This is a genomic window from Streptomyces sp. NPDC002156 (assembly GCF_053593675.1).
In genome coordinates this window covers 1-24,538 of record NZ_JBSFDA010000152.1, presented here as the reverse complement: position 1 = coordinate 24,538, position 24,538 = coordinate 1, and the positions used below count along the sequence as shown (strand labels likewise).

The 24,538-nt window shown below is 69.7% G+C and carries 19 protein-coding genes; 12 read left to right on the top strand and 7 right to left on the bottom strand.

Annotated elements, in window-relative coordinates; genetic code table 11:
* Positions 1-172: 172 nt before the first annotated feature.
* Positions 173-1,063: a LysR family transcriptional regulator gene (locus tag ACWCRB_RS38995; RefSeq protein ID WP_451000588.1), complete on the bottom strand. Its 891-nt coding sequence runs from the start codon at positions 1,061-1,063 to the stop codon at positions 173-175.
* A gap of 267 nt (positions 1,064-1,330) precedes the next feature.
* On the opposite strand from ACWCRB_RS38995, the gene ACWCRB_RS38990 reads away from it, so the two are divergent.
* Together ACWCRB_RS38990 and ACWCRB_RS38985 are read left to right on the top strand one after the other, a co-directional pair.
* Positions 1,331-1,867, top strand: coding sequence for a DUF6817 domain-containing protein (locus tag ACWCRB_RS38990; RefSeq protein WP_235475689.1), 537 nt, complete (start codon positions 1,331-1,333; stop codon positions 1,865-1,867).
* A gap of 202 nt (positions 1,868-2,069) precedes the next feature.
* Positions 2,070-3,218 carry a N(5)-(carboxyethyl)ornithine synthase gene (locus ACWCRB_RS38985; protein ID WP_451000587.1) on the top strand — a complete coding sequence of 383 codons (1,149 nt, stop codon included), beginning with the start codon at positions 2,070-2,072 and terminating at the stop codon, positions 3,216-3,218.
* Here ACWCRB_RS38985 and ACWCRB_RS38980 read toward each other — a convergent pair.
* Positions 3,212-3,451: a DUF397 domain-containing protein gene (locus ACWCRB_RS38980; protein ID WP_451000586.1), complete on the bottom strand. Its 240-nt coding sequence runs from the start codon at positions 3,449-3,451 to the stop codon at positions 3,212-3,214. The two genes, ACWCRB_RS38985 and ACWCRB_RS38980, sit on opposite strands and share 7 nt — an antisense overlap.
* Positions 3,451-4,311 (bottom strand): helix-turn-helix domain-containing protein, encoded by an 861-nt coding sequence (locus ACWCRB_RS38975; RefSeq protein WP_451000585.1) that lies wholly within the window; start codon positions 4,309-4,311, stop codon positions 3,451-3,453. The genes ACWCRB_RS38980 and ACWCRB_RS38975 overlap by 1 nt, the downstream gene beginning before the upstream one ends.
* A 134-nt stretch (positions 4,312-4,445) precedes the next feature.
* On the opposite strand from ACWCRB_RS38975, the gene ACWCRB_RS38970 reads away from it, so the two are divergent.
* Genes ACWCRB_RS38970 through ACWCRB_RS38950 form a run of 5 tightly spaced genes read left to right on the top strand, consistent with a single transcriptional unit; the run spans position 4,446 to position 14,153 of the window.
* Positions 4,446-4,871, top strand: coding sequence for an ATP-binding protein (locus ACWCRB_RS38970; RefSeq protein WP_451000584.1), 426 nt, complete (start codon positions 4,446-4,448; stop codon positions 4,869-4,871).
* A gap of 57 nt (positions 4,872-4,928) precedes the next feature.
* Complete coding sequence (locus ACWCRB_RS38965; protein ID WP_451000583.1) at positions 4,929-5,783, top strand: hypothetical protein; 855 nt, start codon at positions 4,929-4,931, stop codon at positions 5,781-5,783.
* Positions 5,780-7,834, top strand: a complete 2,055-nt coding sequence (locus ACWCRB_RS38960; RefSeq protein ID WP_451000582.1) for a CHAT domain-containing protein — start codon at positions 5,780-5,782, stop codon at positions 7,832-7,834. Before ACWCRB_RS38965 ends, ACWCRB_RS38960 begins: the two co-directional genes overlap by 4 nt.
* Complete coding sequence (locus tag ACWCRB_RS38955) at positions 7,831-12,861, top strand: AAA family ATPase (protein WP_451000581.1); 5,031 nt, start codon at positions 7,831-7,833, stop codon at positions 12,859-12,861. The genes ACWCRB_RS38960 and ACWCRB_RS38955 overlap by 4 nt, the downstream gene beginning before the upstream one ends.
* Positions 12,858-14,153: a hypothetical protein gene (locus ACWCRB_RS38950; RefSeq protein ID WP_451000580.1), complete on the top strand. Its 1,296-nt coding sequence runs from the start codon at positions 12,858-12,860 to the stop codon at positions 14,151-14,153. Before ACWCRB_RS38955 ends, ACWCRB_RS38950 begins: the two co-directional genes overlap by 4 nt.
* Positions 14,154-14,396: 243 nt before the next feature.
* Here the strand turns inward: ACWCRB_RS38950 and ACWCRB_RS38945 are convergent, their stop codons facing one another.
* Positions 14,397-15,398, bottom strand: a complete 1,002-nt coding sequence (locus tag ACWCRB_RS38945) for a helix-turn-helix transcriptional regulator (RefSeq protein ID WP_451000579.1) — start codon at positions 15,396-15,398, stop codon at positions 14,397-14,399.
* A 133-nt stretch (positions 15,399-15,531) separates the two neighbouring features.
* Here ACWCRB_RS38945 and ACWCRB_RS38940 point away from each other — a divergent pair, with 133 nt between their 5' ends.
* From ACWCRB_RS38940 to kstD, 3 genes are all read left to right on the top strand, one after another.
* Positions 15,532-15,954 carry a VOC family protein gene (locus ACWCRB_RS38940; protein WP_405535799.1) on the top strand — a complete coding sequence of 141 codons (423 nt, stop codon included), beginning with the start codon at positions 15,532-15,534 and terminating at the stop codon, positions 15,952-15,954.
* A gap of 40 nt (positions 15,955-15,994) precedes the next feature.
* Positions 15,995-17,089: a winged helix DNA-binding domain-containing protein gene (locus tag ACWCRB_RS38935; RefSeq protein WP_451000578.1), complete on the top strand. Its 1,095-nt coding sequence runs from the start codon at positions 15,995-15,997 to the stop codon at positions 17,087-17,089.
* 90 nt (positions 17,090-17,179) lie between these two features.
* On the top strand, positions 17,180-18,958 hold the full coding sequence (gene kstD / locus ACWCRB_RS38930; protein ID WP_451000577.1) for a 3-oxosteroid 1-dehydrogenase: 1,779 nt from the start codon (positions 17,180-17,182) through the stop codon (positions 18,956-18,958).
* A gap of 21 nt (positions 18,959-18,979) precedes the next feature.
* On the opposite strand, the gene ACWCRB_RS38925 is transcribed toward kstD, so the two are convergent.
* The 3 genes from ACWCRB_RS38925 to ACWCRB_RS38915 all read right to left on the bottom strand — a co-directional run bounded on the left by ACWCRB_RS38925 (position 18,980) and on the right by ACWCRB_RS38915 (position 21,520).
* Positions 18,980-19,654: a class I SAM-dependent methyltransferase gene (locus ACWCRB_RS38925; RefSeq protein ID WP_451000576.1), complete on the bottom strand. Its 675-nt coding sequence runs from the start codon at positions 19,652-19,654 to the stop codon at positions 18,980-18,982.
* Between the two features lie 86 nt (positions 19,655-19,740).
* Complete coding sequence (locus ACWCRB_RS38920; RefSeq protein WP_451000575.1) at positions 19,741-20,943, bottom strand: IS110 family transposase; 1,203 nt, start codon at positions 20,941-20,943, stop codon at positions 19,741-19,743.
* Positions 20,944-21,316: 373 nt separating this feature from the next.
* Entirely contained in the window at positions 21,317-21,520 is a 204-nt protein-coding gene (locus ACWCRB_RS38915; RefSeq protein ID WP_148009945.1) for a cold-shock protein, read from the bottom strand.
* A gap of 300 nt (positions 21,521-21,820) precedes the next feature.
* On the opposite strand from ACWCRB_RS38915, the gene ACWCRB_RS38910 reads away from it, so the two are divergent.
* A complete protein-coding gene (locus ACWCRB_RS38910) occupies positions 21,821-22,669 on the top strand; it encodes a menaquinone biosynthetic enzyme MqnA/MqnD family protein (RefSeq protein WP_451000574.1) in 849 nt (282 codons plus the stop codon).
* A 55-nt stretch (positions 22,670-22,724) separates the two neighbouring features.
* The gene (locus ACWCRB_RS38905) at positions 22,725-24,389 is read left to right on the top strand and encodes a serine/threonine-protein kinase (RefSeq protein WP_451000573.1); all 1,665 of its coding nucleotides are present in this window, start codon (positions 22,725-22,727) and stop codon (positions 24,387-24,389) included.
* The last annotated feature ends 149 nt before the right edge of the window (positions 24,390-24,538 follow it).

The window sequence follows — 24,538 nt, the reverse complement described above, 5'->3', positions numbered from 1 at the left end:
GGGGCGCGGGGCGCGGGGCGCGGGGCGCGGGGCGCGGGGCGCGGGGCGCGGGGCGCGGGGCGCGTGGCGATGGGGCGCGTGGCGATGGGGGCAACGGAAACGCTCTGCCTTTAGGGGCGCGGGGAACTGCGCGACAAGCCCCCACCGGCCGTCAGCCGACGAACGACCCGCTCTACCCTCGACAACTGTCAGCGACCGTATCCGCGAACGCCCGCGCCAGCGGACTGAGCGCATCCCACCTCCGCACAGCCCACCCCACCGCCAACGGCCGCAACCCCCGAAGCGGAATCAACCGCACCGGCCCATCGCCCCCCGGCACCGCCAAGTCGGGCACCGCAGGCACAACGGCATACCCAAGCCCCAACTCGGCCAACAACAAAGCCGTATCCCAGTCGGCGACACTCGTGTCGAACACCGGCGGCACCCCCACCTCAGCGAACGCCGCATCCAGATGCGCCGCGGACGTGGAGTTCGGCGGCAGCCGAATCAACCGCAGATCACGCAGATCCTCCACCTCCGCGAAGTCCCGCCGCGCGAGCGCCTCCCCCGCCCCCACAGCAAGCACCCACGGCAACTCCATCACCACCCGCTGCTCGATCCCCCGCACAGGCGCCCCGATGGTGATCCACGCAAGATCCAGCTCACTGTCGGCAAGCGCCGCGAAACACCCCCGACTGGAGTTCTCCGTACGGAACTCCAGGCTGACCTTGGGGTGTTGACGCCGAAAGGCGACAACCGCCTCCGCCATGAAGTGCCGCACGGTCGTCGCACCGGTGGCAACCCGCACCGACCCGCTCTCCCCGTCCACGAGATCCTTGAGCTGCCGCAACGCGAGATCCAGCCCGGCGATCCCCTCCGACGCGGCGGCCTGCAACACCCGCCCGGCCGCGGTCGGCACGACTCCCCGCGCATGCCGCTCGACCAGGCTGACGCCGGTCTCCCGTTCCAGCCGCTTCACATGCTGGCTCACGGCCGACTGCGTACACGCGAGATCACGGGCCACCGCGCTCAGGCTCCCCGCCCGGCACACGGCCACGAAGACACGCAGGTCATCCAGGGTCACAACACCCAAGCTAGCACTTGGAGTTGGTGACAGAACCTTAGGATTGACTGGGTATGGGCGGTACGTCACGATCGGTGCAGGGCCCAGGCGGCAACCCGTCCCGCGCCCCCGCCGGGGTCCGGACCGAGGGCGGGGAGCGGACGGGTGCCGACCTTTCGCGCACCGAGAGGACGCCACCCCATGTCCGCTTCCCCTCCCTCACCCTCAACGTCTCTCCCTCCCCCCGCTCCTACTCCCGCTCTCGCCCCGTCCCCAGCCGCCCAAGCAGTGGGATTCCTAAGGGAGTTGGGCGCCGAACAGATCGCGCACCCCGGCGGCACCCTGCTCGCCCACCTCTGCCGGGTGTACCGACTGCTCGCCGCCTGGGAGGCCAGACCGGCCCTCCGGCTGGCGGGCCTCTGCCATGCCGCATACGGCACCGACGGCTTCCCCACCGCCCTGCTCTCCCTCGACCGCCGCGCCGAACTGGCGAGGGTGATCGGCCCGGAGGCGGAGGAGATCGTGCATGTGTACGCGGCCATGGACCGCAAGGCGACCTACCCGGGCCTGGCCGCCCCGGACGCCGTGTTCCACGACCGTTTCACCGGCCGCGCCCGGACCGTGCTCCGCAGCCGGTGCGAGGACCTCGCCGAACTGACGGCCGCGAACGAACTCGACCTGGCCCGCGTGAACCCGGTCTTCCGCGACCAGCGGGGCTCGGACCTGCTCGCCCTGTTCAACGGTTTCCGGCCACTGCTGAGCGGACGGGCGTGGGAGGAGGTGGGGTCGCTGCTGGGCCGCCGGGACCGCCGCCGGGAACACTGAGAATCACCCACTGTGAGCGGTTCGGTGCCGTAGTGCCAGGTTGTGCCTGGGTTGAGCCCGGGTTGTGCTCGGGTCATACGCCGGACGGAGTACCGTGGGTGCTACCGAGCGCACCTCGCATGCCGTCATCCATTTCGGCGTCGCCCTCGGGGAACGGCAATGCCGGAGCACCTCGTGCCCGGCCGGAAACGAGCCGCCCCACATGAGCCTCATGAGTCTCGGAGTACTCGCCTCCTCCCGCAAGGAGAACGAGTTCCGCCTTCCGCTGCACCCCCGTCACCTCGACCGGATCGCCCCGGACCTGCGCGGGAAGATCTTCCTTGAAGAGGGCTACGGCCGACGCTTCGGCATCGCCGACGACGCGCTGCGACCACTCGTGGCCGGGCTGCGCTCCCGTGAACAGCTCGTCGCCGAGTGCGACGCCATACTGCTGCCCAAGCCGATGCACGACGACATCGCCGAACTGCGCGAGGGCCAGGTGCTGTGGGGCTGGCCGCACTGCGTGCAGGACGAGAAGATGACGCAGATCGCCATCGACCGACGGCTGACCCTGATCGCCTGGGAGGCCATGAACCACTGGACCTCCGCAGGCGCCTTCAGCGTCCACGTCTTCCACAAGAACAACGAGCTGGCCGGCTACTGCTCGGTCCTGCACGCCCTCCAGCTCGGCGGACTGACCGGCCACTACGGCCGCCGCCTGCGCGCGGTCGTCATCAGCTTCGGCGCCACGGCACGCGGAGCGGTCACGGGCCTGGGCGCCATGGGAGTCACCGACGTCACGGTCCTGACCCAGCGCGCGGCGGCGGCAGTGGCCTCGCCGATGCCGTCGGTGGTGATGGCCCACTTCGAGGAAGAGCAGGAAGACCCGACGCGCCTGCGGGCGGTCACCTCGGCCGGTTCAATGCCGCTGGCGGAGTACCTGGCAGGCTTCGACATAATCGTCAACTGCGTCCTCCAGGACACCGACGCACCGCTCACGTTCGTCACCGACGAGGAACTGGCCCAGTTCCGGCCGGGCACCTTCTTCGTCGACGTCTCCTGCGACGAGGGCATGGGCTTCAGTTTCGCCCGCCCGACCACCTTCGGCGAGCCCATGCACGAGGTGGGCCCCGGCTGCCACTACTACGGCGTCGACCACAGCCCGTCCCACCTCTGGAACTCCGCCACCTGGGAAATCAGCGAGGCGCTCCTGCCGTACCTGCGCAAGGTCATGAACGGCCCGAAGGCATGGGACGCGGACATCACGCTCCGCAAGGCGATCGAGATCCGCGACGGGGTCGTACAGAACCCGAAGATCCTGTCCTTCCAGCACCGGTCGCCCGACTATCCCCACGGTCCTGAGGATCAGTAGGAGTGCCGGAGGAAGTCTGACCAGGTGGCAGGGGAGAGGGTGAGGTGAGGGCCGGTGGGGTGCTTGGAGTCGCGGATGTGGATGGCGTGGGGGCAGGTGGCGATCTCCAGGCACTCGCCGCCTCCGCCGCTGCTGTGGCTGGACTTGCGCCAGGTGTAGGCGACTTCGAGGCATTCGCCGCCTTCGCCGCCGCTGTGGCTGGACTTGAACCAGGTGAGTGCGTCGGTGTTCATTACTCCCCCAACATCTTCTTGATCAGGGTCTGGGACTCCAAGGGAGTGAGTGCCATCGCGCGCATGATCCCATAGCGGTCGGCGATCTTCCGTACCTCGTCGGCATCCGTGATCAGCCGGGGGTGCCCCTGGACCTCGGTGTACGCAACTGGCGAATGCCCCTTGGGCGTCAGCAAGTTGAACGCGCCGTCCATGTTGGGGTGCTGCGTCTGGCTGGTCGGCATCACCTGAATCTCCACATTGCGCATGTGGCTGATCCGGAGCATCTGCTGCAACTGCTCCCTGTGGACATCGGGTCCGCCCATCGGCCGTTGCAGTACCACCTCTTCGAGTACGAAGCCGGACATGGGCGGCGGCCACCGTTCAAGTACCTGCTGGCGCGCCAAGCGGTCGGCCACACGCTTCTCGATGGTCTCCTCATCGAGGAGAGGCCGTCGACGGGAGAACACAGCGCGGGCGTAGTCCTCGGTCTGCAAGATTCCGGGCACGCCCTGATTGGCGTAGTAGTGCAGCTCGACTGCCGTGGCCTCCATGTTTGCGTACCCTCGATACCACTCGGGGTGACGCGTCCGCGCCTTCTTCATCGCCTCCTCGACCTCAGGGATCGCATCCTTCAACAACCCACCGGCGTCAAGGATTTCGTCCGCCTTCTCCAGCAACTCAGGCCTGGTGATCCGCACCCCGCGCTCCATGGCGGAGATGGCGTCCGGCCCGTAACCCACCATCACCCCGAACTCCTTCTGGGTCAGCCCAGCCCGTTCCCGCAGACGCTTGAGCATCTTGCCCAGTGCGGTGAACAACCCCGTCGTACCCGCTTCCTCCGCCGGAGTCTCCGGCTTGCGCTCCGCATCCTCTGTCACTTACGCCACCGCCCTTAACCTCGTCCCGGTCACGGCCGACAACCCGTACCCCTAACCCATCGCACCCGTACGGATACCCGGAGTCCCCCAGTCGCCCCTGGTCAGATTAGAACCGGACGACCACGCTCGGTAACGTGAACTCGGAAATCGCCACCCCCACCGACGAACTGACCCAGCGCCTCAGCTCAACTCCTCGCGGCGCCCGCCTCGCCAGAAGACTCGCCGCTCAGCAACTCGCCGAGTGGGGATACCCGCACGACAGCGACGTGAACTACGCCGCCCAGCACGTCGTCGCCGAACTCGCCGCGAACGCCGTCACGCACGGACGCGTACCGGGACGGGACTTCGAACTGCGTCTCCTGCTGCTCCCGGAGGACACCCTGCGTATCGAGGTGAGCGATACGCGCGGCGACCGGCAACTGCGGATCGTGCCCCGGTGGGAGGCCGAGGAATACGGCCGGGGACTGGTCATCGTGTCCGTGCTGGCCCGTACATGGGGCGTGGCGGAGCGGGACATCGGCAAGACGGTGTGGGTGGAACTCCCGCTCAAGGACAGGTGAGCGCCGGCCGATCGCAGTACGCTGCGAGAACAGCACGGGCACCACACGGGGGACGACATGAAGGACTCGTACGAGCTGTACCGCCGCGCCGTCGACGACGTCTGGAAGGGCTGGTGGGTGTCCTGGCCCCTGTCCGGACGTGTCGAGGTGGGCCAGGTCCTGCAGAACGTGGACGGCAGCGTCCGTACCGCCGGAAGCCTGTCGGAGCGGGGCGTCCCGTTCGAGCCGCGCCCCGGCACACCCCACAACGACTACACCTATGACACCCAGGGCTCCGCGTCCCTCCAGTTCAAGGCGGCCGGCGTCGCCATGGACGGCCTCACCGCGCTGGCGGTCGCCGACTTCGGCGCACGGGTCAGGTTCGAGAAGGGCGACAGCGCTCTTGTCGTCTATCGCGGGTTGACGGAGACCGGCGTCGCCGACGTACGGGCCCTCGCCGCCGCGCTCGTACAGCGTGGCTGGGACGAGTGGGACGACACGCTGCTCGCCGTGACCGACGTGGTCACCGCCGGCTCCGGCATCGTCCTGACCGCCGCGGAGAGCGGAGCTGTCGTCGAACTGCGCCTCCAAGCAGGCGCGGGCCAGGCCCAGTTGGGCCTCGCCGACCTCGCGGGCCGGGCGAGCGTCGCCTGGCGTCGCAGCGTCGGCCTGGAGTGGCTCGGCACCGACACCACCCCCTTCTTCCGCGTCGCCCGCCTGCGCAAGAACTGGTTCGGCAAGGTCAAGACGGACTACGGGCCCCGCCAGCCGGGCCGGGGCGCGGCTCCCGTGCCGGTGCCCCCAGTGCTGCTGGAGGAGGCCTACGACGATCCGGCCGCCGTCCTCGAAACGGTGACGTCGGACGAACAGCCGCCACCTGCTCTTGACGTCCCTTCCGTCTCTTCCGACGAGCCCCTCACGGACGCGTCATGACCGACGGCGTCGACGTGGCACTGCGGCTCGTCGACGGCGCGGACGGCGAGCCGGGGACGACGACCGTCGTCCAACTCTCGGTGGACGGCGGCCCGGTGACCTCCGCCCCGCTGGGCGACCTGGGCCGGATCGAGGACCTCACCGCCGTCTTTGACCGGGGCGTGGGCGACAGCGAGCGGGAACAGGCGGGCGAGCGGCTGTACTCGGCGTTGCTCGGCGGCGAACTGTCCGCACGCTGGGCCGAACTGCGAAGCGGCGCGGCAGCGGGCAGCCCCCTGCGCGTGCGCATCGACATCGGTCCGCCCGAACTGCGGCCGCTGCCCTGGGAGTTGCTGCGCCACCGGAACCAGTGGCTGTGGCGGCGGCCCGAACTGCGGTGGAGACGTGGCGGCGCCGACGATCCGCCGAGCGCCGAGCCGACGGAACTCGGCCCCCTGCGGGTCCTCGTCGTCGTGTGCAGTCCGCCCCACGACGATCGCCTCCTGGCCGAACAGGAACTCGCGTCGATTTCCGGTGCGTTGGAGCGTTCGCCGGGCCGCGCACATCTGGCGGTGCTCGACGCGCCCCGCAACGTGGCCGAACTGCGCGACCGCATCCAGGACTTACGTCCGCACATCGTGCACTTCATCGGCCACGGCATGCCGCGCCCCGGCGTGGGCAGCCCCGTGCTTGTCCTGTCACAGGCCCGAGAGGGCTCGCACGACTCGGAGTTGAGCGCGGAGGAGATCGCCGACCTCGCGGGCTGGAAGCCGATGCTGGTCGTCCTCAACGCCTGCCACTCGGGGAAAGCCGATCCCGCCGACTGGATCGGCGGCATGGCGCAGGCTTTCCTGGACGAGGGAAGCAGGGCTGTGGTGTCGATGCAGGGCGACATCGGATCGGACGCGGCGGTCGCCTTCTCCACGAAGTTCTACGAGGGGCTGGGCCACTCGCACCCCCTGGACGACGCGGTCGCCGCCGCCCGCTCTCACCTCGCGGGGCTGGCGGCGAACTCCGGTTCCTGGGCACTGCCGGTGCTCCTCACTCGATGCGCCCCGGACCAAGTCCTCTGCATCGACTACCCGTTGCCGCCCCACTCCAAGTTCGACGACATCGGCCAACGCAAGCAGTACGTCGAACTCAGCCGTTTCGTCGGACGCTCCGACGAACGCCGGGAAGCCTGGTGGGCCCTGGACAACCCGTTCCGTACACCGAACGGAACGGACCGCCCGGTGCTGCTGATCGGCGGCTACTCGCAGACCAACAGTGGCAGGACCGGCAAGACCTGGCTCACCAACTGGTGCCTCGTCACCTGGTTCCTGCGCGGACACCACGTCGTCTCGGTCGACCTCAATACCCAGCTCTGCCCTCCGCCCGGTGCCCCGGCCATCAACGCGCACGCCCGGAACAAGGACTGGCTCTCCGCCTTGCGCCTCATCCGGCAGGAAGCGACGAGTACCGAGCAGTTGTGCCAACTGCCGAGGGAGGCTTTCGGCACGTTCAACGCCGTACTCAACCACCTGACGGGCGCCGCCACCTTGCCGGGCGGTGAACTGGAGCCGGCCGAGGACGAGTGGCAGCCGTTCGACGACGAGATCGGAGACCCCTACGACAAGCGCAAGGAACGCATCATCACGGCATTCCTCGACGCACTGCGTACCCCCACCGACGGACAGCCCCTGGTCATCGCGCTCGACCACGCCGACAGCATCATGCCGGGAGCCTTCACCGACGTCCTGTACAAGTGGCTGGTGCGACCGATCGCCTACGGCCATGCCTCGCCGCTGCGGCTCATCCTCGTCGCCCCTGACCCGTGGCTCAGCGGGGTGCTTCCGGAAGCCGACTCCCACATGCTGGGCCGGGTGAGTGTCTGCGACTTCGACAGCGCCCAGTTCATGCGGCTCACCCGGGCCTACGGGCGTCGTCTCGGTGTCCCGCCCGACGAGCGGATCGAGCAGGCGCTGGAAAAGGTACGTGAGCTCCAGGGCCCGCACTTCGACGTCGAGATCTTCGACACCCTCACCCGGGTCGTGCCGGCCTGGCGCAAGGCCAAAGCACAGGGGGCCCGGTGACCGACCCGCTGGCGGATCTCACCCGCCGACTCGCCGCCGGCGAGAGCCTGGAGGACATCGCCCGTTCCGTGCGCCCGCCCGACTGGGCGCCCGCACTGCGGGTCTGCGCCGTCGCCCGCACCTTCGACGAGCCCCTGTACGAGAGCATCCTCGCCCCCGCGGCAGGCGGCCCCGGCGACCCACCCGCCCTCCGCGAGCTGGTCGAGGAGCGCGTGGCGCGACCGGTGGGCGGCGCACCACGGACGTACGCCCTCTCCGAACCCGACCGCACCTCCTACTTCCTCGACTGGATGGGCACCGGCGGCAGCGACGCGCTGCCCGCCGAACTCCTGCGCCTGGAACGCGAGATCGCCGAGCACCGACTGACGACGGGCGACCACACCGAAGCCGTACGACATCTCCTGCTGCCCTCCTCCGAAGACGCACTGTCCCTCTTCCAGGAGCGGTTCGACGCGGCGGACCGGCGCCGCGACTTCGCCACCTGCCAGGACCTCGTCGAAGCACTCGGCGACCCCGACCGGCTCCCCTACCTCGGCCCCGAGATCTCCGAACTCGGCCTGGAACGCGCCGGATACGTGCGGGCCCGCGACCACTGGTCCGCCGACTACGCCCGCTCCGCACAGTTCCTCCAGCCCGCCGGACTCGTCGACGAAGCCGAACGGCTCCTGTCCGGCGAGCGCCGCGTCTGGCAGCTGTACGCCCCCGGCGGCGCGGGCAAGACCATGCAGCTGCGCTGGCTCGTCGCCCGCCACTGCGTGCCCGCACCGCGTGACGTGCCGTGCGCCCGCATCGACTTCGACGTCGTCAACCCCCACACGGTGGGCCGCCACCCCTGGCTGCTGCTTCTGGAGCTGGCCGAACAGTTCGGCCGCCGCCTGCCCGGACGCCCCTTCGAGTCGCTCACCAGCAGTTACGGCGTCTACCGGATCCTCCTCGACCGGATGCCCTCCGAATCCGGCCGCGAAGTCGCCGGCACCCTCGACAGCCTCGACAGCGAAGCGATCCAGGCGGACCTCCTCGCCGCCTTCGCCGACCGGCTGAACCTGGCCGTCACCGACCGCCCCGCCGTACTCGTCGTCGACACCCTCGAAGAACTGCTCCTGCACGGCCACACCGAAGCGGAACGCCTGCTGCGCCTGCTCGCCGACCTGGTGAAGGCATGCCCGTCCCTGCGCCTCGTCCTGGCCGGCCGCTACGACTTGCGTGACCGCATTCCCGAGGCGCTGAGGGCGTTCCCGAGGAAACAGGTCAAACACATCAGGGTCCGCCCGTTCACCGCGGCACAGGCCCGGTCCTATCTGACGGACGTCCGTGGAATCCGCGACAGCCGGCTCGTGCGCGTCGCCGTCCGCCAGGCACAGGGGCTCCCCTTCAAGCTGGCCCTGTTCGCGGACATCATCGAACAGGACCCGGACATCACCGCCGCCGAACTCGCCGACGACGACGGGCCCCACGTCCGCTACTTCATCGACCGGATCGTCCAGCGCATCGAGGATCCTGCGGTGCGCTGGTTGCTGCGCTACGGCGTGATTCCGCGGCGGCTGCGCAAGGAGGACGTGTTCACCCTCATGCGCCCCTGGCTGGCCAAAGGCATCACCGACGGCTCCGACGCCGACGACCCACGCCTGGACGACCACCACCTGCGCGGCAGCGACAAGGTCTTCCCCATCGCTCCGACCGAGCCCACCGACGAGGACCTGGAGCGATCCTGGCAACGGCTCCTCGACTACGCGGCCAAGTCCTCCTGGGTGTCACGGCATTCCGGGGACGACAGCACCGTCGTGTTCCACACGAACGTACTGGCACCGATGCGGCTGCTGGTCTCCGGGCATCGGGTGTTCGGGGAGTTGCACGAGGCGTTCGTCGCTCACTTCGACTCGCTGGCCGAGGCGCATCCCGAGCAGTGGGGGACGTACACGAAGGAGGCGCTGTACCACCGGTTCCAGGCGGGGGATCCTCGGGCTGAGGAGATCCTGTCGGATGCCCTCCGTAAGGCAGGCGACTCGGACTCCCCCGAGTCCGCCCGGGAGCTGGCCGAGGAAGTTCTGGGAGCGGAGTACCTCGACGAGGGGCAGCCCAGGCTGCGCGTGAACGGGGAGCCGCTGATCAGTCGCAGGGCGGTCGCAGCATGTCACCTCGCGGTGGCCGCGTCAGTAGCGCACGGCTACTTGGGCACGCCCAGGACAAACCCGTCGGACCCGGCCTGGAGCGAGGTCGAACGTCGCCTCGCGCTCGTCGACGAGCTGAAGGCCCAGTCCCCCGGACCCATCGACACTTTGGGGGTCGGCACCTACCTGCGGGCCCTCGTCCTGTTCGGCCGGGGCCGGCTGGTCGAGGCCGATGAGCTGATCCGATCCGTGTTGGAATCCGAGGCGGGGGACTGGCCCCGGGAGGGACTGCAACTGCTTCTGTCGCGGACCCAGACCCAGTTGAACGACCCGGAGGCCGAAGCGACCTATCACGGGGCCATTCTGGAGGCACGTTCCAGGGGTGACGAAGAGAGCGAGGCACGTATCTCGCTGGAACTCGCGCAGACCCTGGAGGATCAGGGCCGCATCGACGAGTCCACCGAACTCCGCCGACGGGTGACATCGGTGGACGAGTTCCCGGAAGCCACCGGCAAGCCGGTCCTGTCGGTCCGCGTCGACGCCATGCTGCGCTTGGCACAAACGCAACTCCGGACCTTCTCCCCCAGTTCGGCGCTGGAGACGCTGGGCACACTCGATCCGGGTTCGCTGCCGGTCCACGAACGTGTCGAGGCATACCAGTGCGAGGCGGCGGCCCAACACATGCTGGGCAGCTCACGCCGCGCCCTGGACGCCCTGGACCAAGCGGAGGAATCCGTCCGACCGGGCATCGACGACACAAACCGGTATCGGTATGTGGCCGAGAACTTCCTGCAGCGCGGACTGTACGAGGGCGCGCTCCTGTCGGTGGACACTGCGGAAGGCTGGTTCGCCCGGTCGGCCGCGATCTGGAGCGACCTGGGCCACCCGGACGGCCACCCGCTGACCCTGCTCATGTACGCCCGTTTCCTCACCTGGCAACTCGGCGACCTCCGCCGGGCCGCCCAGACCCTTGACCGACTGCGGGCCGTGGACACCGCGGGCGAACACGCCGTCCACGCGGCCTTGCTGTGGCACGACCTCGCCGTCCGGGGCTTTGAGGTACCGGACCGCTCCCTGCTCGACGTGCCCTGGAGGTCCCCCAAGGACCTGATCGACGGTGGTGTGCCCGCTGTACTCGCCGACCCCGCCCGCGCCACCGCTCTGGCGGAAGCCCTGGCCGACGTACAACCGCCCGAGGCCCGCCTGACCGTGCTCAGCAGACTGAACCGCTGCCCCACTCCCGAGGGTGAGCCGCTGCCCCAACTCGCCTTGTTCCGGCCACTGTTCGCAGACTCGACCGATGGGGACTCCGTCGGCGTCGACCAGCAGGTGCGGATGACCCTGCTGGCGGAGTTCGAGCGGGTGTCGGGCCGCCACCAGGAGGCCGTACGCCTTATGATGCGGGCGCATTCCGCGTTGTGCGAGTCGGCCGGTGACGAAGAGCCGTTGCCCAAGTGGCGTTGGGCTCAGGCCCAGGTCCGCTTCAACGGGCTCGCGTCGCGCGAGCTGAGCCGCTCCCTGTGCGATCTGCCCGGAACAACATCCCCCCTCCTCGGCGCGACGTCGCGCTGGATGCTCGCCCTAACCGAACGTGACGCCGAGCCCAAACGCGCACTGCTGAACGAAGCCTCGGAACACCTGAGTGAAGTGCAACGACCTTCTGTGTGGGGCCAGTTCATCCTGCGGTCGATCGGCCTCGTGAACTCGGACGAGTCGACTATCAAGGCCGCTGACCGTATGTCGGCTGCCCTCGGCTACCGTCCGGAGCCGTCTGCTCGGCGCACCCCGGCCTCGTCCCTCAGCGCCTCGTCGGAGCACGAGGACGTGTTCCGGGTCGACCCCGCTTTCCGGGTCACCAGTGCCCCGCTGCACACCGCCCAGGTGCTGATCACCAACTGGCGGGACGTCACGGTCGCCAACGCCGGTTCCCTGCAACTGCGGTCCCGTGGGACTCCGCCGGCCGACACGATCCAGATTCAGGCGGACCAGCCCTTGCAGCACGCGTTCCCCTGGGAACTCGCCTTTCGGGACGGCCCATTGGCCGTGTTCCGGACGCTGCCCGAGGCCGCGGAGGCCGTCGATGTCCGTTCGGTCCAGGCGGCTCTCAACCACGGTGCGGACGCACAGCTGGTGACGGACGGCGTGTGGGGCTCCCTCTCCAAGGCGGCTCTCGGAGCCGCCGCAGCGCTTCAGCTCGTACGGACGTCACGGGAGCGGGTGCGGGCCCGGTCCGGACCGAAGGCCCTGGTACTTGTCTGCGACTCGGCCTTCGACAACCACTCGTACGCCGCGTCCGGGTCCGCCTCGTCCTCGCGTTCCGTACTCGGCGCCTACAAGGCACACAGCCTGGCGCCCCAGGAGATCCGCTCGCTCCAGGGCCTGCCGAGGCACCAGCCGCCCCTCGCCGTAATCCACGTGAGTGCCCCGCTGCGACTGATCGGCGGCACGACCCCTTGCTTCGACCTCTCCTCGGCGGAGCTGAGCCACGACGAGCGGCTCAGCCGTACGGCGCGGGGGGCCAACCTCGAACCGGACCAACTCATCGACTGGCTAAGGCAGTTCGAACCCGGTACGCAGCCCTTGGTCGTACTCGATCCGCCGCGACCCGGCTCACCGGCCGACATCCCCCTCCAGTTGGTGCTGCGCAACCTGTTCGCCGCGACTCTCTTCGCCTCCGGGCATGTCCCCGCCGTGCTCGGTGTCGGACTGCTGCGCGGCTCGGGGAGGCAGCAGAGGGACCTGGTGGCGCGGGCAGTCCGGGAGGACTCACCACTCCTGCGGCTGTGCGCGGACCTACGCCGTCTCGCCGACCGGCCCGACCGCTACACCCGTTGGGGCGAGGACACCCTCGAACACCACTGTGTCTCGCTGTTCGCCAGCCCGGCCGCCCTCCACATCTCCGAATCAGCCCCCTCATGACAGGCGGCATCCCGCAGGCCGAGGGCGCCCACGCCCGCCGCGAGGCCGAGGTACGGCATCTCCTGACCGGACTCGAAGAGGAACTCGCCGACTGGGCGAAGGCCGCCAGGGAGCGCGGCCCCCTGGAGAAGCACCAGTCGCAGATCGAGAGCGCGGTACGGGTCATAGCAGGGGCACTTGAGCAGCTCAGGAGCCTGCCCGACGCCGAGCGGCACAGGAAAGCACCCGAACTCGTCCTCGACCTGCATCACTTGTGGGACTTCTTTCGCACGAAGCTGGCGGTCCGTCATATACCGCGCTATCAGCGGTTCCTGGACGTGGCCGACGAACTGGCCTGGGCGGTCTACGACCCTGTACGCAGGGCGGCGGCAACCGCCCACCTCTCGCTCAGGGAACCGCCGCTCACCTTCCTCAGCCGGCACCCCGTCCCCTTCGCCACCGCCCGGGGCAGCGACTTCGAGGATCTGCTCCCCTCCGGAAAACAGCGCACCCTGGCCGGGCGCAGGGCAAGCGGGTATCTCCCCTTTCCGGTCATCGGGATCCCCTGGTCCGCGAGTCATCACCTTCCCGCCCTGCTCGCCGTCGCCCATGAGACGGGTCACCACATCGAGGACGACTTCGGCCTCGCCGAGCCGCTGCGGACGCGCCTGCGGGAACACGCGGGGCTCCCCGCGGAGCGGGTCGAGGTGTGGGAACCCTGGCTCGGTGAGGTGTTCGCGGACGTGTGCGCGACGCTGGCCTGCGGGGAGGCGTACGTCCGGACACTCGCCGACGCACTCGCCGCCACACCGGGCACCGCACACGCCACCGGGGACTACCCGCCGCCCCGCCTGCGCCTGCTGGTCTGCCGGGCCGCCCTGATCACGGCCGGTGTCCAGGTCCCGCCGGATCTGCCGGGAGCCACCGACCCGGACGACGAGGAGGCGCCGGCCGTGGTGAACGCCCTGATCGGCGACGGTTTCCGGGAACTCGGCGGAGCCTCTCTGACCTCGCTCATCGGCCTGCGCGACCCCGCCCGACTCACGGAGGCCGGCCTCAGACTCCGTACCGGATTGCGAACGAAACGAAACGACGTCCCGGGAGTGCTGGCAGCAGCCGCCCTCGCCTTCCTCGACGCCCCGGACGCCTACGACGTACAGGACGTGGGGACACGCGCCCAGGACGAGGCCCTGTCCCTCGTTCCCAGGGGCCCGCGCGCCGCCTCGGCGCCGGAGCGGCTGCTGGCCGCACGCGACTCCGCGGCGGGCCTGGAGCTGTTCGGCCTCCTCGACGCGGACGCCTCGGAGCCCTGAGTGCGGGTGCCCAGGTCAGGACGGCGCGTGCCGTCTTCGGGGCCGGGGCGCGGAGCAAGGGCCCGTACGCGAGCAGGTCGTCCCGGTCGGCCAGTGGGGTGAGGTCGGCGGCCTGGCTCGTGTCACGGCCGAGTACGCGGCCGAGTACGCGGCCGAGTACGAGGTAGCGGTCGCCGTCGGTCGGGTCACAGGGGAAGTCCCACATGGTGTGCCCGAGCGTGTTGCGCCACCGGAGTTCTGTTCTCAACGCGCCGGGCCGGTCTCCGGTCCTGTCGTGCGGGCGGCGTGGGCGTACCGGGCGGCGAGTTCCCCGAACGCGGTGGCCAGTTGGGGTGGGCCGATGACTTCGATGTCGGTGTCGAAGCGGCCGATGGCGGCGGCTAGTCCGGTCCATGACCAGGAGCCGAGGACGAGCCGGCAGTGATGGGAGTCGAGTTCCTCGACGATTCCGTCCTGGGCGAAGGGCGCGACCTGGGCGGCCGGGAGGCCGAGGACGACTTCGCCCTGGCAGGGCCAGTCGGTGGTGGTGCCGTCGTTGCCGCGGAATCGACTGGTGACGAAGACGGAGACGGTGCCGCCGGGGAGGTCGCGAGGGGTGAAGCGGGGGCCGGTGGGTGTGCGGGGCCGGATGCGGTCGACGCGGAAGGTGCGCCAGTCCTCGCGGTGGAGGTCCCAGGCCACGAGGTACCAGCGATGACGCCAGGTGACCAGGTGGTGGGGTTGTACGCGGCGGACGTCATCGGCCGGGGTGCCTGGACCCGGGGCGTAGTCGAAGCGCAGTTCTTCGCGGGCGTGGATCGCGCGGCTCAGGTCCATCAGGACCTGGGCGTCGACCTGGGGGGTGTCGCCTGCTGCCGCGGGCGGCTCGACGGCGGTGATGTGCAACAGGTCGATACGGTGGCGCAGGCGGGGCGGCATGACCTGGCGGAGGGTGGCCAGCGCGCGGACGGCGTCTTCGGCGACGGTGGTACCGGCCGCCGCGGTCTGCAGCGCGACGGCCAGGGCGACGGCCTGGTCGTCGTCGAACAGCATGGGCGGCAGGTGAGTGCCGGCCTCCAGGCGGTAGCCGCCGGCAGGTCCCTTGAGGGTCTTGATCGGGTAGTCGAGTTCGCGCAGGCGGTCGATGTCACGGCGCACCGTGCGCGACGTGATGCCGAGACGCTCGGCGAGATCATCGCCGGACCAGTCGCGGGGCGTCTGAAGGAGCGAGAGCAGCGCGAGCAGCCGGGCGGATGTTTTGTGCATGGCACCCATAATCCCCGGAGTACCGGACACGCCCTGTCCTCTACCCCTGCCATCGTGGCGTACGAGCCGTTCGGGAGACATCGCTCCTGGTCACGGCAGCCGCCACTGGGGCACATAGAGCAAGGAGCAGGTCATGTCCGTCACGACCACCACCCACCTGAACTTCCGGGGCACCGCCCGTGAGGCGCTGGACTTCTACCGGTCCGTCTTCGGCGGACGTACGGTCGCGGTCACCTACAAGGACGCGGGCGCCGTGCAGGACGAGAGCGAGGCGGACTGGGTGATGTGGGGCGAGGTGGCCGGCGACAACGGCTTCCACGTCATGGCCTACGACGTGCCCTCGCAACTGCCCTGGAACCAGGGCGAGAACCCGTTCTTCGTCTCCGTGCGCGGTGACGACGCCGAGGAGATCAGCGCCCTGTGGGGCAGGCTCGCCGAGGGCTCGACCATCGTGAGTCCGCTGGAGCCCGCGCAGTGGGCACCGCTGTACGGCATGCTCACCGACCGTTTCGGCATCACCTGGGTCCTGGACGTCACCGCTCCGTACAACGGCTGAACCAGCTGAACCAGCTGAACCATCCGACCCACACGACGCCATGACTGTTCTTGACGCCCGTGCTCTCAATCGCGCCACCCTCGCCCGCCAGCACCTGCTCGAGCGCGGCGACACATCCGTGCCGGAGGCGGTGGCCCAGCTGTGCGGCCTGCAGGCGCAGGAGCCCCAGGAACCGTTCATCGGCCTGTGGTCCCGCCTGTCCGGCTTCGAGCCCAGGCAACTGGACGATGCGCTGACCGGTCGCGCGGTGGTGCGCACCCACCTGATGCGGCGCACCGTCCACCTCGTCACCGCCGACGACGCGCTCGCCTGGCGAGCCCGCCACGACACGATGCTGCGCCAGCGGGTGCTGGGAACCTACCGGCGTGAACTGGCCGGCATCGACATGGACGAGGTCGCCGCGGCCGGCCGCGCGGTCATGGCCGACCAGCGGCCCCGCACCATGACCGAGCTGGTGCAGGCTCTCGAAGACCGCTGGCCCGGCCCACCACGCCGTGTCCTGGGCGAGCTGCTCGTCGCAGCTCTCATCCCCATGGCCCAACTCCCGCCCCGAGGCCTGTGGCAGCGGACCGCCGGCGTACGCAACCTGCCGTTGAGCACCTGGCTGGAACGGGACATCGACCCCCTGCCCGTCGACGGCAGCGATCCCGTCGGACAGCGACTGCTGCACCGCTACCTCGCCGCGTACGGGCCCGCCGCCGGCGCGGACCTACGTGCCTGGTGCGGCCTCGCCGGCCTTCCCGCCGCCGTCAAGGCCGCCCGAGAGGAACTCGTCGTCTTCCGTGACGAACGCGGCCGCGAACTGCTCGACCTGCCCGACGCACCCCGCCCCCACCCCGACACCCCCGCCCCCGTCCGGTTCCTCCCGGCCTTCGACAACGCGATCCTCGGCTACCACGACCGCAGCCGCATCATCGACACCCCCCACCTCGGTCTGTCCGTAGCAGGTCACCGCACCGTCCTTGTCGACGGACGCGTCACCGCCACCTGGACCGTGCGCGACCACCGACTCCACATCAGCCCCCTGCGCCCCCTCACCGCCCTGGAACAGGAAGCCGTTCACACCGAGGCCCAGGACCTGGCCACCTTCCTGGACAACGGCATCGAGCACATCCAACTCGACACCGAAAACTGACGATCGCCTACGCCGGGCTCCGGCCGCCTCCTGGTTTCTCCCCGGCATGCTTCTTGACTTCACAAGACCCAAGTACGACATTCCCGCCCCATGAACCCAGAATCGGACTCCGCAAGACATACCCAACTCCCTTCCAGGCGAGGCGTGTTGGCAGGCGCCGCCGTGGCGGGTGTTGCGGTCGGGGTCGGTGGAACGGCCGCCCATGCCGCCGCCCCGCCCCTCCTCGGGACGTACGACGTCGTCGTGATCGGCGCCGGTGCCGCCGGGATGACCGCCGCGCTCACCGCCGCCAAGCAGGGACTGACCTGCGTCGTCGTAGAGAAAGCGCCCACCTTCGGCGGGTCCGCCGCCCGTTCCGGCGCCGGGATCTGGATCCCGAACAACTCCGTGATCCTCGCCGCAGGGGTGCCGGACACGCCCGCCAAGGCCGCCGCCTACCTCGCGGCGGTCGTCGGACCGGAGATCCCCGCCGCCCGCCGACAGGCCTTCCTCGCCCACGGACCCGCCATGCTCTCCTTCGTCATGGCGAACAGCCCTCTCCGCTTCCGCTGGATGGAGGGATACAGCGACTACTACCCGGAGTTGCCCGGCGGTCTCCCCAACGGCCGTTCCATAGAGCCCGATCAGCTCGACGGCAACGTCCTCGGCACCGAACTGGCCCGCCTCAACCCGCCCTACCTCGCCGTCCCGTCCGGCATGGTCGTCTTCAGCGCCGACTACAAGTGGCTGGCCCTGTCGGCCGTGAGCGCGAAGGGCGCGGCCGTGGCTGTCGAGTGCCTCGCGCGCGGTACGAGGGCTGCGCTGCGCGGGGAGACCCCGCTCACCATGGGGCAGGCCCTCGCGGGCGGACTGCGCGCGGGGCTGGCCTCGGCCGGAGTGCCCGTCTGGCTCAACACCCCCCTCACCGACCTCTACTCCGAAGCCGGAACGGTCACCGGCGCCGTCGTCACCCGCAACGGCACCCCCGGTCTCCTCCGCGCCCGGCGAGGCGTGATCGTCGGCTCGGGCGGCTTCGAGCACAACGCGGCGATGCGCGACCAGTACCAGCAGCAGCCCATCGGTACGGAGTGGACCGTCGGCGCGAAGGAGAACACCGGCGACGGAATCCGGGCGGGCGAGCGCGTCGGCGGGTCCCTGGCCCTGATGGACGACGCCTGGTGGGGCCCGGCGATCCCGCTCCCCGGCGAGCCCTACTTCTGCCTCGCCGAACGCACCCTCCCCGGCGGCCTGTTGGTCAACGCGGCCGGCTCCCGCTTCGTCAACGAGGCCGGTCCCTACAGCGACGTCGTCCACACCATGTACGAGCGCAACGCCACCGACCCCGACATCCCGGCCTGGCTGATCGTCGACCAGAACTACCGCAACCGCTACCTCTTCAAGGACGTCGCCCCGACCTTCGTACTCCCGGCGGACTGGTACAACTCCGGTGCCGCGTACAAGGCGTGGAGCCTCGACGCCCTGGCGACCTCGATCGGCGTCCCGCCCGCCGCCCTCCGTACGACCGTCAGCCGCTTCAACTCCCTTGCCCTGAACGGCGACGACACCGACTTCGGGCGCGGCGACAGCGCGTACGACCACTACTACACGGACCCGGCCATCCTCCCGAACTCCTGTCTGGCCCCGCTGTGGCTGCCTCCGTACTACGCCTTCCGGATCGTCCCCGGCGACCTCGGAACGAAGGGCGGCCTGCGCACCGACGCCCGGGCACGGGTCCTGCGCGCCGACGGCACGGTGATCCCCGGCCTGTACGCCGCCGGAAACGCCAGCGCCGCCGTCATGGGCCACAGCTACGCGGGCGCGGGCTCGACGATCGGCCCGGCGATGACGTTCGGGTACGTGGCGGCACTGGCGGCGGCGGGGGTGCTGTGACCGTCGCTCGCTGGACAGGCCCTAGGTGTCCTGACCCGACGGCCTGCGGGCCATCAGGAACGCCTGTGGGGACGACTCCCCGGTCTCCTCGTTCGCCTCCCGCACGGTCTGCGAGGTGAGGGTGAACCCGGCCGCCGTCAGCAGTCCGGCGATCAGGTCGGGCCGGCGGCGCTGGAAGTCCATGGACACGGGGCGTCCGAAGGGCTGGTCGAAGTGCTTGGGCTCGTCCCCGACCTGGAAGCCGAGCAGCAGATGCCCGCCCGGCGCCAGGACGCGGTGGAACTCGGCGAAGAGGGCGGGCAGGCGATCGATCGGGGTGTGGATGGTCGAGTACCAGGACACGACCCCGCCGAGCGCGCCGTCCGCAAGATCCAGCTCCAGCATCGACCCCTGCTCGAACCGCAGCCCCGGATGCTCCCGCCGGGCCACCGTGAGCATCGACTCCGACAGGTCCAGCCCGAACACCGACAGCCCGAGCGAGTCGAGGAACGCGGTGACCCACCCCGGCCCGCACCCGAGATCGGCGACCTGTCCACCACCACCCCCTGAACCCCGTACGAACTCGGCGTACGCGGCGAGCACGGCCCGTTCCAGGGGCTGGCCGGCGAGCCCGGAACGGAAGCGGGAGAAGTAGTCCTCGGCGATGGCGTCGTAGAAGACGCGGGTCGCGGCGACGAAGTCGGTGTCGATAGCCATGGAGGGGACGCTAGCGGGACCCACTGACAATGCGGCCGGGGAAGGACTGGGGCAGGGACTGGGGGGGGGTGCCCCTATGACTTTGGTCAAGGGGTAGTCGGGGTTGGTGGTTGGTAGAAGGTGCCGTCGCGGAGCATTGCGAAGAGCACGTCCGCTCGGCGTCGGGCGAGGCAGAGGAGAGCCTGGGTGTGGTGCTTTCCCTGGGCGATCTTCTTGTCGTAGTAGGTGCGGGAGGCGGGGTCGGCCAGGGCGGCGAACGCGGAGAGGAAGAAGGCCCGTTTGAGCTGCTTGTTTCCCCGTCTGGAGGGCTGTTCGCCGCGGATGGAGGATCCGGAGCTGCGGGTGGCTGGGGCGAGGCCGGCGTAGGCGGCGAGGTGGGCGGCGGACGGGAAGGCGGTGCCGTCGCCGACGTCGATGAGGATGCGGGCGCCGGTCCTGATGCCGATGCCGGGCATGGACGTCAGGACCTTGGAAAGAGGGTGGGCCTCCAGCAGTTCCTCGATCCGGTGGGCGAGGATTTTGCGCTGGTCGAGCACCGCCTGGAGTGAGTTGGCGAGGCTCGGGACGATCAGCGCGGCCGCGTCTGTGCCCGGGACGACGACGGTCTGTTCGTCGAGTGCGGTGAAGACGTCGTTGATCAGACGCTCGGCCATGCGGGGTGCCTTCGGGCGGATCAGGGTGATGAGTTGTCGGCGTCCGGCCTTGCGGATCTGTGCCGGCGAGCCGAACTGGTCCAGCATTCTGAGGACGGCCGGGTGCTGCATGCGCGGGCCGATGACTCGTTCCAGGTGTGGGTGGATCTGGGTGAACAGGCCGCGGAGCCGGTTGGAGAGGCGGTTCGCCTCGGCGGCGAGGTCGTCGTCGAAGCCGACGATCATCTGGAGCTCGGCGATGGTGTTGTCGTCGAGGTCGACCGAGCGAAGCGTGTGCGGCATCGCCCGGGCCGCGTCGGCGATGATGAACGCGTCTTTCGCGTCGGTCTTGGCCTCGCCGGGATAGAGGTCGGCGATCCGCCGCATCGTCAGTCCGGGCAGGTAGGCGATGTGGCAGCCCAGGTCCCGGGCGACTGCCAGCGGCAGGGCCCCGATCGAGGCCACCTGGTCGACGATGACGAGGACGGTGCCGTGTTTGGCCTGCAGCCTGGTGAAGACCTCGCGGAGTTTGGGTTCGCTGTTGGGCAGCCGTTTGTCGAAGGTCTTCTTCCCGGCCGGGGTGAGTGCGGTGGCGTGGTGTTCGCCCTTGCCGACGTCCAGTCCGAGGTAGACGTCGATGTCGCTGGTGTCGATCACGTCGTGGTTCCTTCGGTGCTGTTCACCCGGCCTGCCACGGCACTGATCGCCACATCCACATTACGAAGAGCCTCCCGGCCTGCGAAGAAGCCGGTGGTCATGCCCCTAATCAGCGGTCTGTCAGTGCCTTCGGAGCTGGTGACACCACCCCCCGGGCCATGCACTCGACAAGGGGAGGTAGTCATGCCAACTCCGAAGGCCGGTAACCCCGTTGCGGGGCTACGAAGACGGTAATGGGGGGGGGGGGGAAGGAGGGGCCGGAAAAAGGGCAGGAGCTCCGATGCCGGATGGCTCGGAGCTCCTTGGGTACTGCACACGTTCCGGATCAGAGTAACTGGCTCAGATGAGCCGGGGACTCAGATGAGCCGAAGACCTACAGGGGGGTGACGTTCTCCGCCTGCGGGCCCTTCGGACCCTGCGTGACGTCGAAGGAAACCGCCTGGTTCTCTTCGAGGGAGCGGAATCCGCTCGCGTTGATCGCGGAGTAGTGGACGAAGACGTCCGGGCCGCCGCCTTCCTGGGCAATGAAACCAAAGCCCTTTTCGGCGTTGAACCACTTCACGGTTCCGGTAGCCATAAGCCCTCCTTGGGCCCAAAGGGTTGCCCTGCTCCAGAACCTGCAAGGTGTAAACAAAAACTTGTAAACAACTGCATTCATCTGAAAACGACGAGAGCCCGCGGTCACATGCTCCGCAGGCTCTGTACTGCAAGGGAAACCAAACTGCAACTTGCGGTGAGCTTAGCACTCGGGCAGGCGAATGCAATAGAGGGCAAGATCACGTCACCCGGACGTTTGAGAGGCGGCGCGCGGTCTTGACAACCCTCCGGGCAACCCCCAAGAGGGTGCACCGTACCCCGCGCCCGTTAGCCTCGCGATGTGGACAATTCTCGCACCCGGCCGCGCGTCGGCCACATCCAGTTCCTGAACTGCCTGCCCCTGTACTGGGGGCTCGCGAGAACGGGCACGCTCCTCGACTTCGAGCTGACCAAGGACACCCCCGAGAAGCTCAGCGAGCGGCTGGTGCGCGGCGAGCTCGACATCGGGCCCATCACCCTCGTCGAGTTCCTCCGCAACGCCGACGACCTGGTCGCCTTCCCGGACATCGCCGTCGGCTGCGACGGCCCGGTGATGTCGTGCGTGATCGTCTCCCAGGTCCCGCTGGACCGCCTGGACGGCGCACGGGTGGCGCTGGGCTCGACGTCCCGTACGTCCGTACGCCTGGCACAGCTGCTTCTGTCCGAGCGGTACGGCGTACAACCTGACTACTACACGTGTCCGCCCGATCTCAGCCTGATGATGCAGGAGGCGGACGCGGCGGTCCTGATCGGGGACGCGGCCTTGCGCGCCAACCTCCTCGACGGCCCGCGCTACGGCCTCCAGGTGCACGACCTGGGCGCGCTGTGGAAGGAGTGGACCGGCCTGCCGTTCGTCTTCGCGGTGTGGGCGGCCCGGCGGGACTACCTGGACCGCGAACCGACCCTCACCCGGAAGGTCCACGAGGCGTTCCTCGCCTCCCGCGACCTCTCCCTGGAGGAGGTCGGCAAGGTCGCCGAACAGGCGGCCCGCTGGGAGGAGTTCGACGCGACGGTCCTGGAGCGCTACTTCACGACCCTCGACTTCCGCTTCGGCGGCCCGCAGCTGGCGGCCGTACAGGAGTTCGCCCGCAGGGTGGGCCCGACGACGGGCTTCCCGTCGGACGTGAAGGTGGAGTTGCTGGAGCCGTAGGCTGCTGGGCAGCGTGTATGAGGGGTACGGGGGATACGGGGGAGAGGTGGGGGTCATGCAGCCGCTGGACGTCGGTGAGTCGGCCGTCGTGGGGCCCTACCGGCTGCTGGGGCGGCTCGGTGCGGGCGGGATGGGCCGGGTCTATCTGGGGCGCAGCGCGGGCGGCCGTACCGTCGCGGTCAAGATCGTGCACCCGCATTTCGCGCTCGACGAGGAGTTCAGGGCGAGGTTCCGGCGCGAGGTCGAGGCGGCGCGACGGGTGGGCGGGGCGTGGACGGCTCCCGTCCTGGACGCGGATCCGGACGCCCCGGTGCCGTGGGTGGCGACGGCGTACGCGGCCGGCCCCTCGCTGACGGCGGCGGTCACGGAGGACGGCCCACTGCCGCTGGATTCCGTACGGGCACTGGGCGCGGGGCTGAGCGAGGCGCTCGCGGCTGTTCACGCGCTGAACCTGGTCCACCGGGATGTGAAGCCCTCGAACGTCCTGCTCACCCTGGACGGCCCCCTCTTGATCGACTTCGGCATCGCGCGGGCGACGGACGGTACGGCGTCACTGACGTCGACGGGTGTGTCGGTGGGCTCGCCGGGCTACATGTCCCCGGAACAGATCCTCGGCAAGCCGGTGGAGGGAGCGGCGGACGTCTTCTCGTTGGGCGCGGTACTGGCGTACGCGGCGACGGGCAGATCCCCTTTCCCCGGCGACTCCTCAGCAGCCCTGCTGTACAAGGTCGTGCACGAGGAGCCCGAACTCGACGGCTTGGGCGGGGAGTTGCGGGAGTTGCGGGAGGTGGTGGAGGGGTGCCTGGCGAAGGATCCGGCGTCCCGACCGACCCCTGGTGAGGTGGCTCGGCGGCTCGCTCCGGAAGGGGCGGCGCGGCTGGTGGCGGGCGGGTGGCTGCCGGGGGCGGTGGTGGAGCGGGTCAGCAGGGGTGCGGTGGCGTTGCTGAACCTGGAGGTTGCGGAGACGGAGGTGTCATCGGCGGGAGGGGCCGGAGGGCTGGGGGAGTTCGGACCGCCGCCGGTGATGCCGGGTCCCAGGGACGCGGAGCCGGAACGGGAGCCTGTGCTTGTGCCTGAGCCGTCCGACCGTACGCCTGGCAAGGTCTCCGTGAGTGTGGCGGCGACCTCGGTGCCGGTGGCCGGCGGGCGTGGACGGAGGCTGAGCTGCACGGTGGCCCTCGCGGTGGCGGGCGCGTTGGCGGCGGTGACGGTGGGTTCGGTGTGGGTGCTCGACCTGCTGCCGGGCGGGGCCGGAAGCACAGGCAGCGAGGCGTCGGCCGACAAGGACAGCGGCCAGGCCGCCGAGCCCCCGGGGACGACGCCGAGCCAGGCGGCCAGTATGGTGCCGGATCCGGCGAGCGGCACGATGACCGTCCCCACGTCCTACGTCGGCACCTGGGAGGGGCCGGCCGTCGCCCTCGACGGCACGCTGCCGATGGGGACGTTCCGGGTGACGGTCCAACAGGCCGCCGTGGGCGCCAAGTTGGGCACCTTCCGCCAGACCGACCAGATCGGCGGCACCTGCGACGACGAACTGATCCTCAAGGAGGTCACGCCGACCCACCTGGTCGTCACGTCGATCGCCGACGAGTCGAACAGGGACGTGTGCACGACGGGTTCACACCGGGTGCTGCTCACTCCGGTCGGCGACGACCTGAAGTACGAGACGGACAACCCGGAGGCGGGGGATCCGGTGGCTCGGATGTCGCGGGTGGAGTAGGCGAGCCCGGGGCTCCGGCTCAGGCCGGGTTGTCTCGCCCCCGCCGCCCCTACCCGTTCCCATCCCTGGGGGCTGCCGCCCCCAGACCCCCGCTACGGCCCTGAACGGGCCTTGTCCTCAAACGCCGGACGGGCTAAAAGACCAACCCC

Excerpts from the sequence above, each read along its gene's own strand:
- ACWCRB_RS38960 (WP_451000582.1), top strand. The coding sequence starts at position 5,780 with ATGACCGACGGCGTCGACGTGGCACTGCGGCTCGTCGACGGCGCGGAC.
- ACWCRB_RS38940 (WP_405535799.1), top strand. The coding sequence starts at position 15,532 with ATGTCCGTCACGACCACCACCCACCTGAACTTCCGGGGCACCGCCCGT.
- ACWCRB_RS38925 (WP_451000576.1), bottom strand. The coding sequence starts at position 19,654 with ATGGCTATCGACACCGACTTCGTCGCCGCGACCCGCGTCTTCTACGAC.
- ACWCRB_RS38965 (WP_451000583.1), top strand. The coding sequence starts at position 4,929 with ATGAAGGACTCGTACGAGCTGTACCGCCGCGCCGTCGACGACGTCTGG.
- ACWCRB_RS38915 (WP_148009945.1), bottom strand. The coding sequence starts at position 21,520 with ATGGCTACCGGAACCGTGAAGTGGTTCAACGCCGAAAAGGGCTTTGGT.
- ACWCRB_RS38935 (WP_451000578.1), top strand. The coding sequence starts at position 15,995 with ATGACTGTTCTTGACGCCCGTGCTCTCAATCGCGCCACCCTCGCCCGC.
- ACWCRB_RS38945 (WP_451000579.1), bottom strand. The coding sequence starts at position 15,398 with ATGCACAAAACATCCGCCCGGCTGCTCGCGCTGCTCTCGCTCCTTCAG.
- ACWCRB_RS38950 (WP_451000580.1), top strand. The coding sequence starts at position 12,858 with ATGACAGGCGGCATCCCGCAGGCCGAGGGCGCCCACGCCCGCCGCGAG.
- ACWCRB_RS38985 (WP_451000587.1), top strand. The coding sequence starts at position 2,070 with ATGAGCCTCATGAGTCTCGGAGTACTCGCCTCCTCCCGCAAGGAGAAC.
- kstD (WP_451000577.1), top strand. The coding sequence starts at position 17,180 with ATGAACCCAGAATCGGACTCCGCAAGACATACCCAACTCCCTTCCAGG.
- ACWCRB_RS38980 (WP_451000586.1), bottom strand. The coding sequence starts at position 3,451 with ATGAACACCGACGCACTCACCTGGTTCAAGTCCAGCCACAGCGGCGGC.
- ACWCRB_RS38905 (WP_451000573.1), top strand. The coding sequence starts at position 22,725 with ATGCAGCCGCTGGACGTCGGTGAGTCGGCCGTCGTGGGGCCCTACCGG.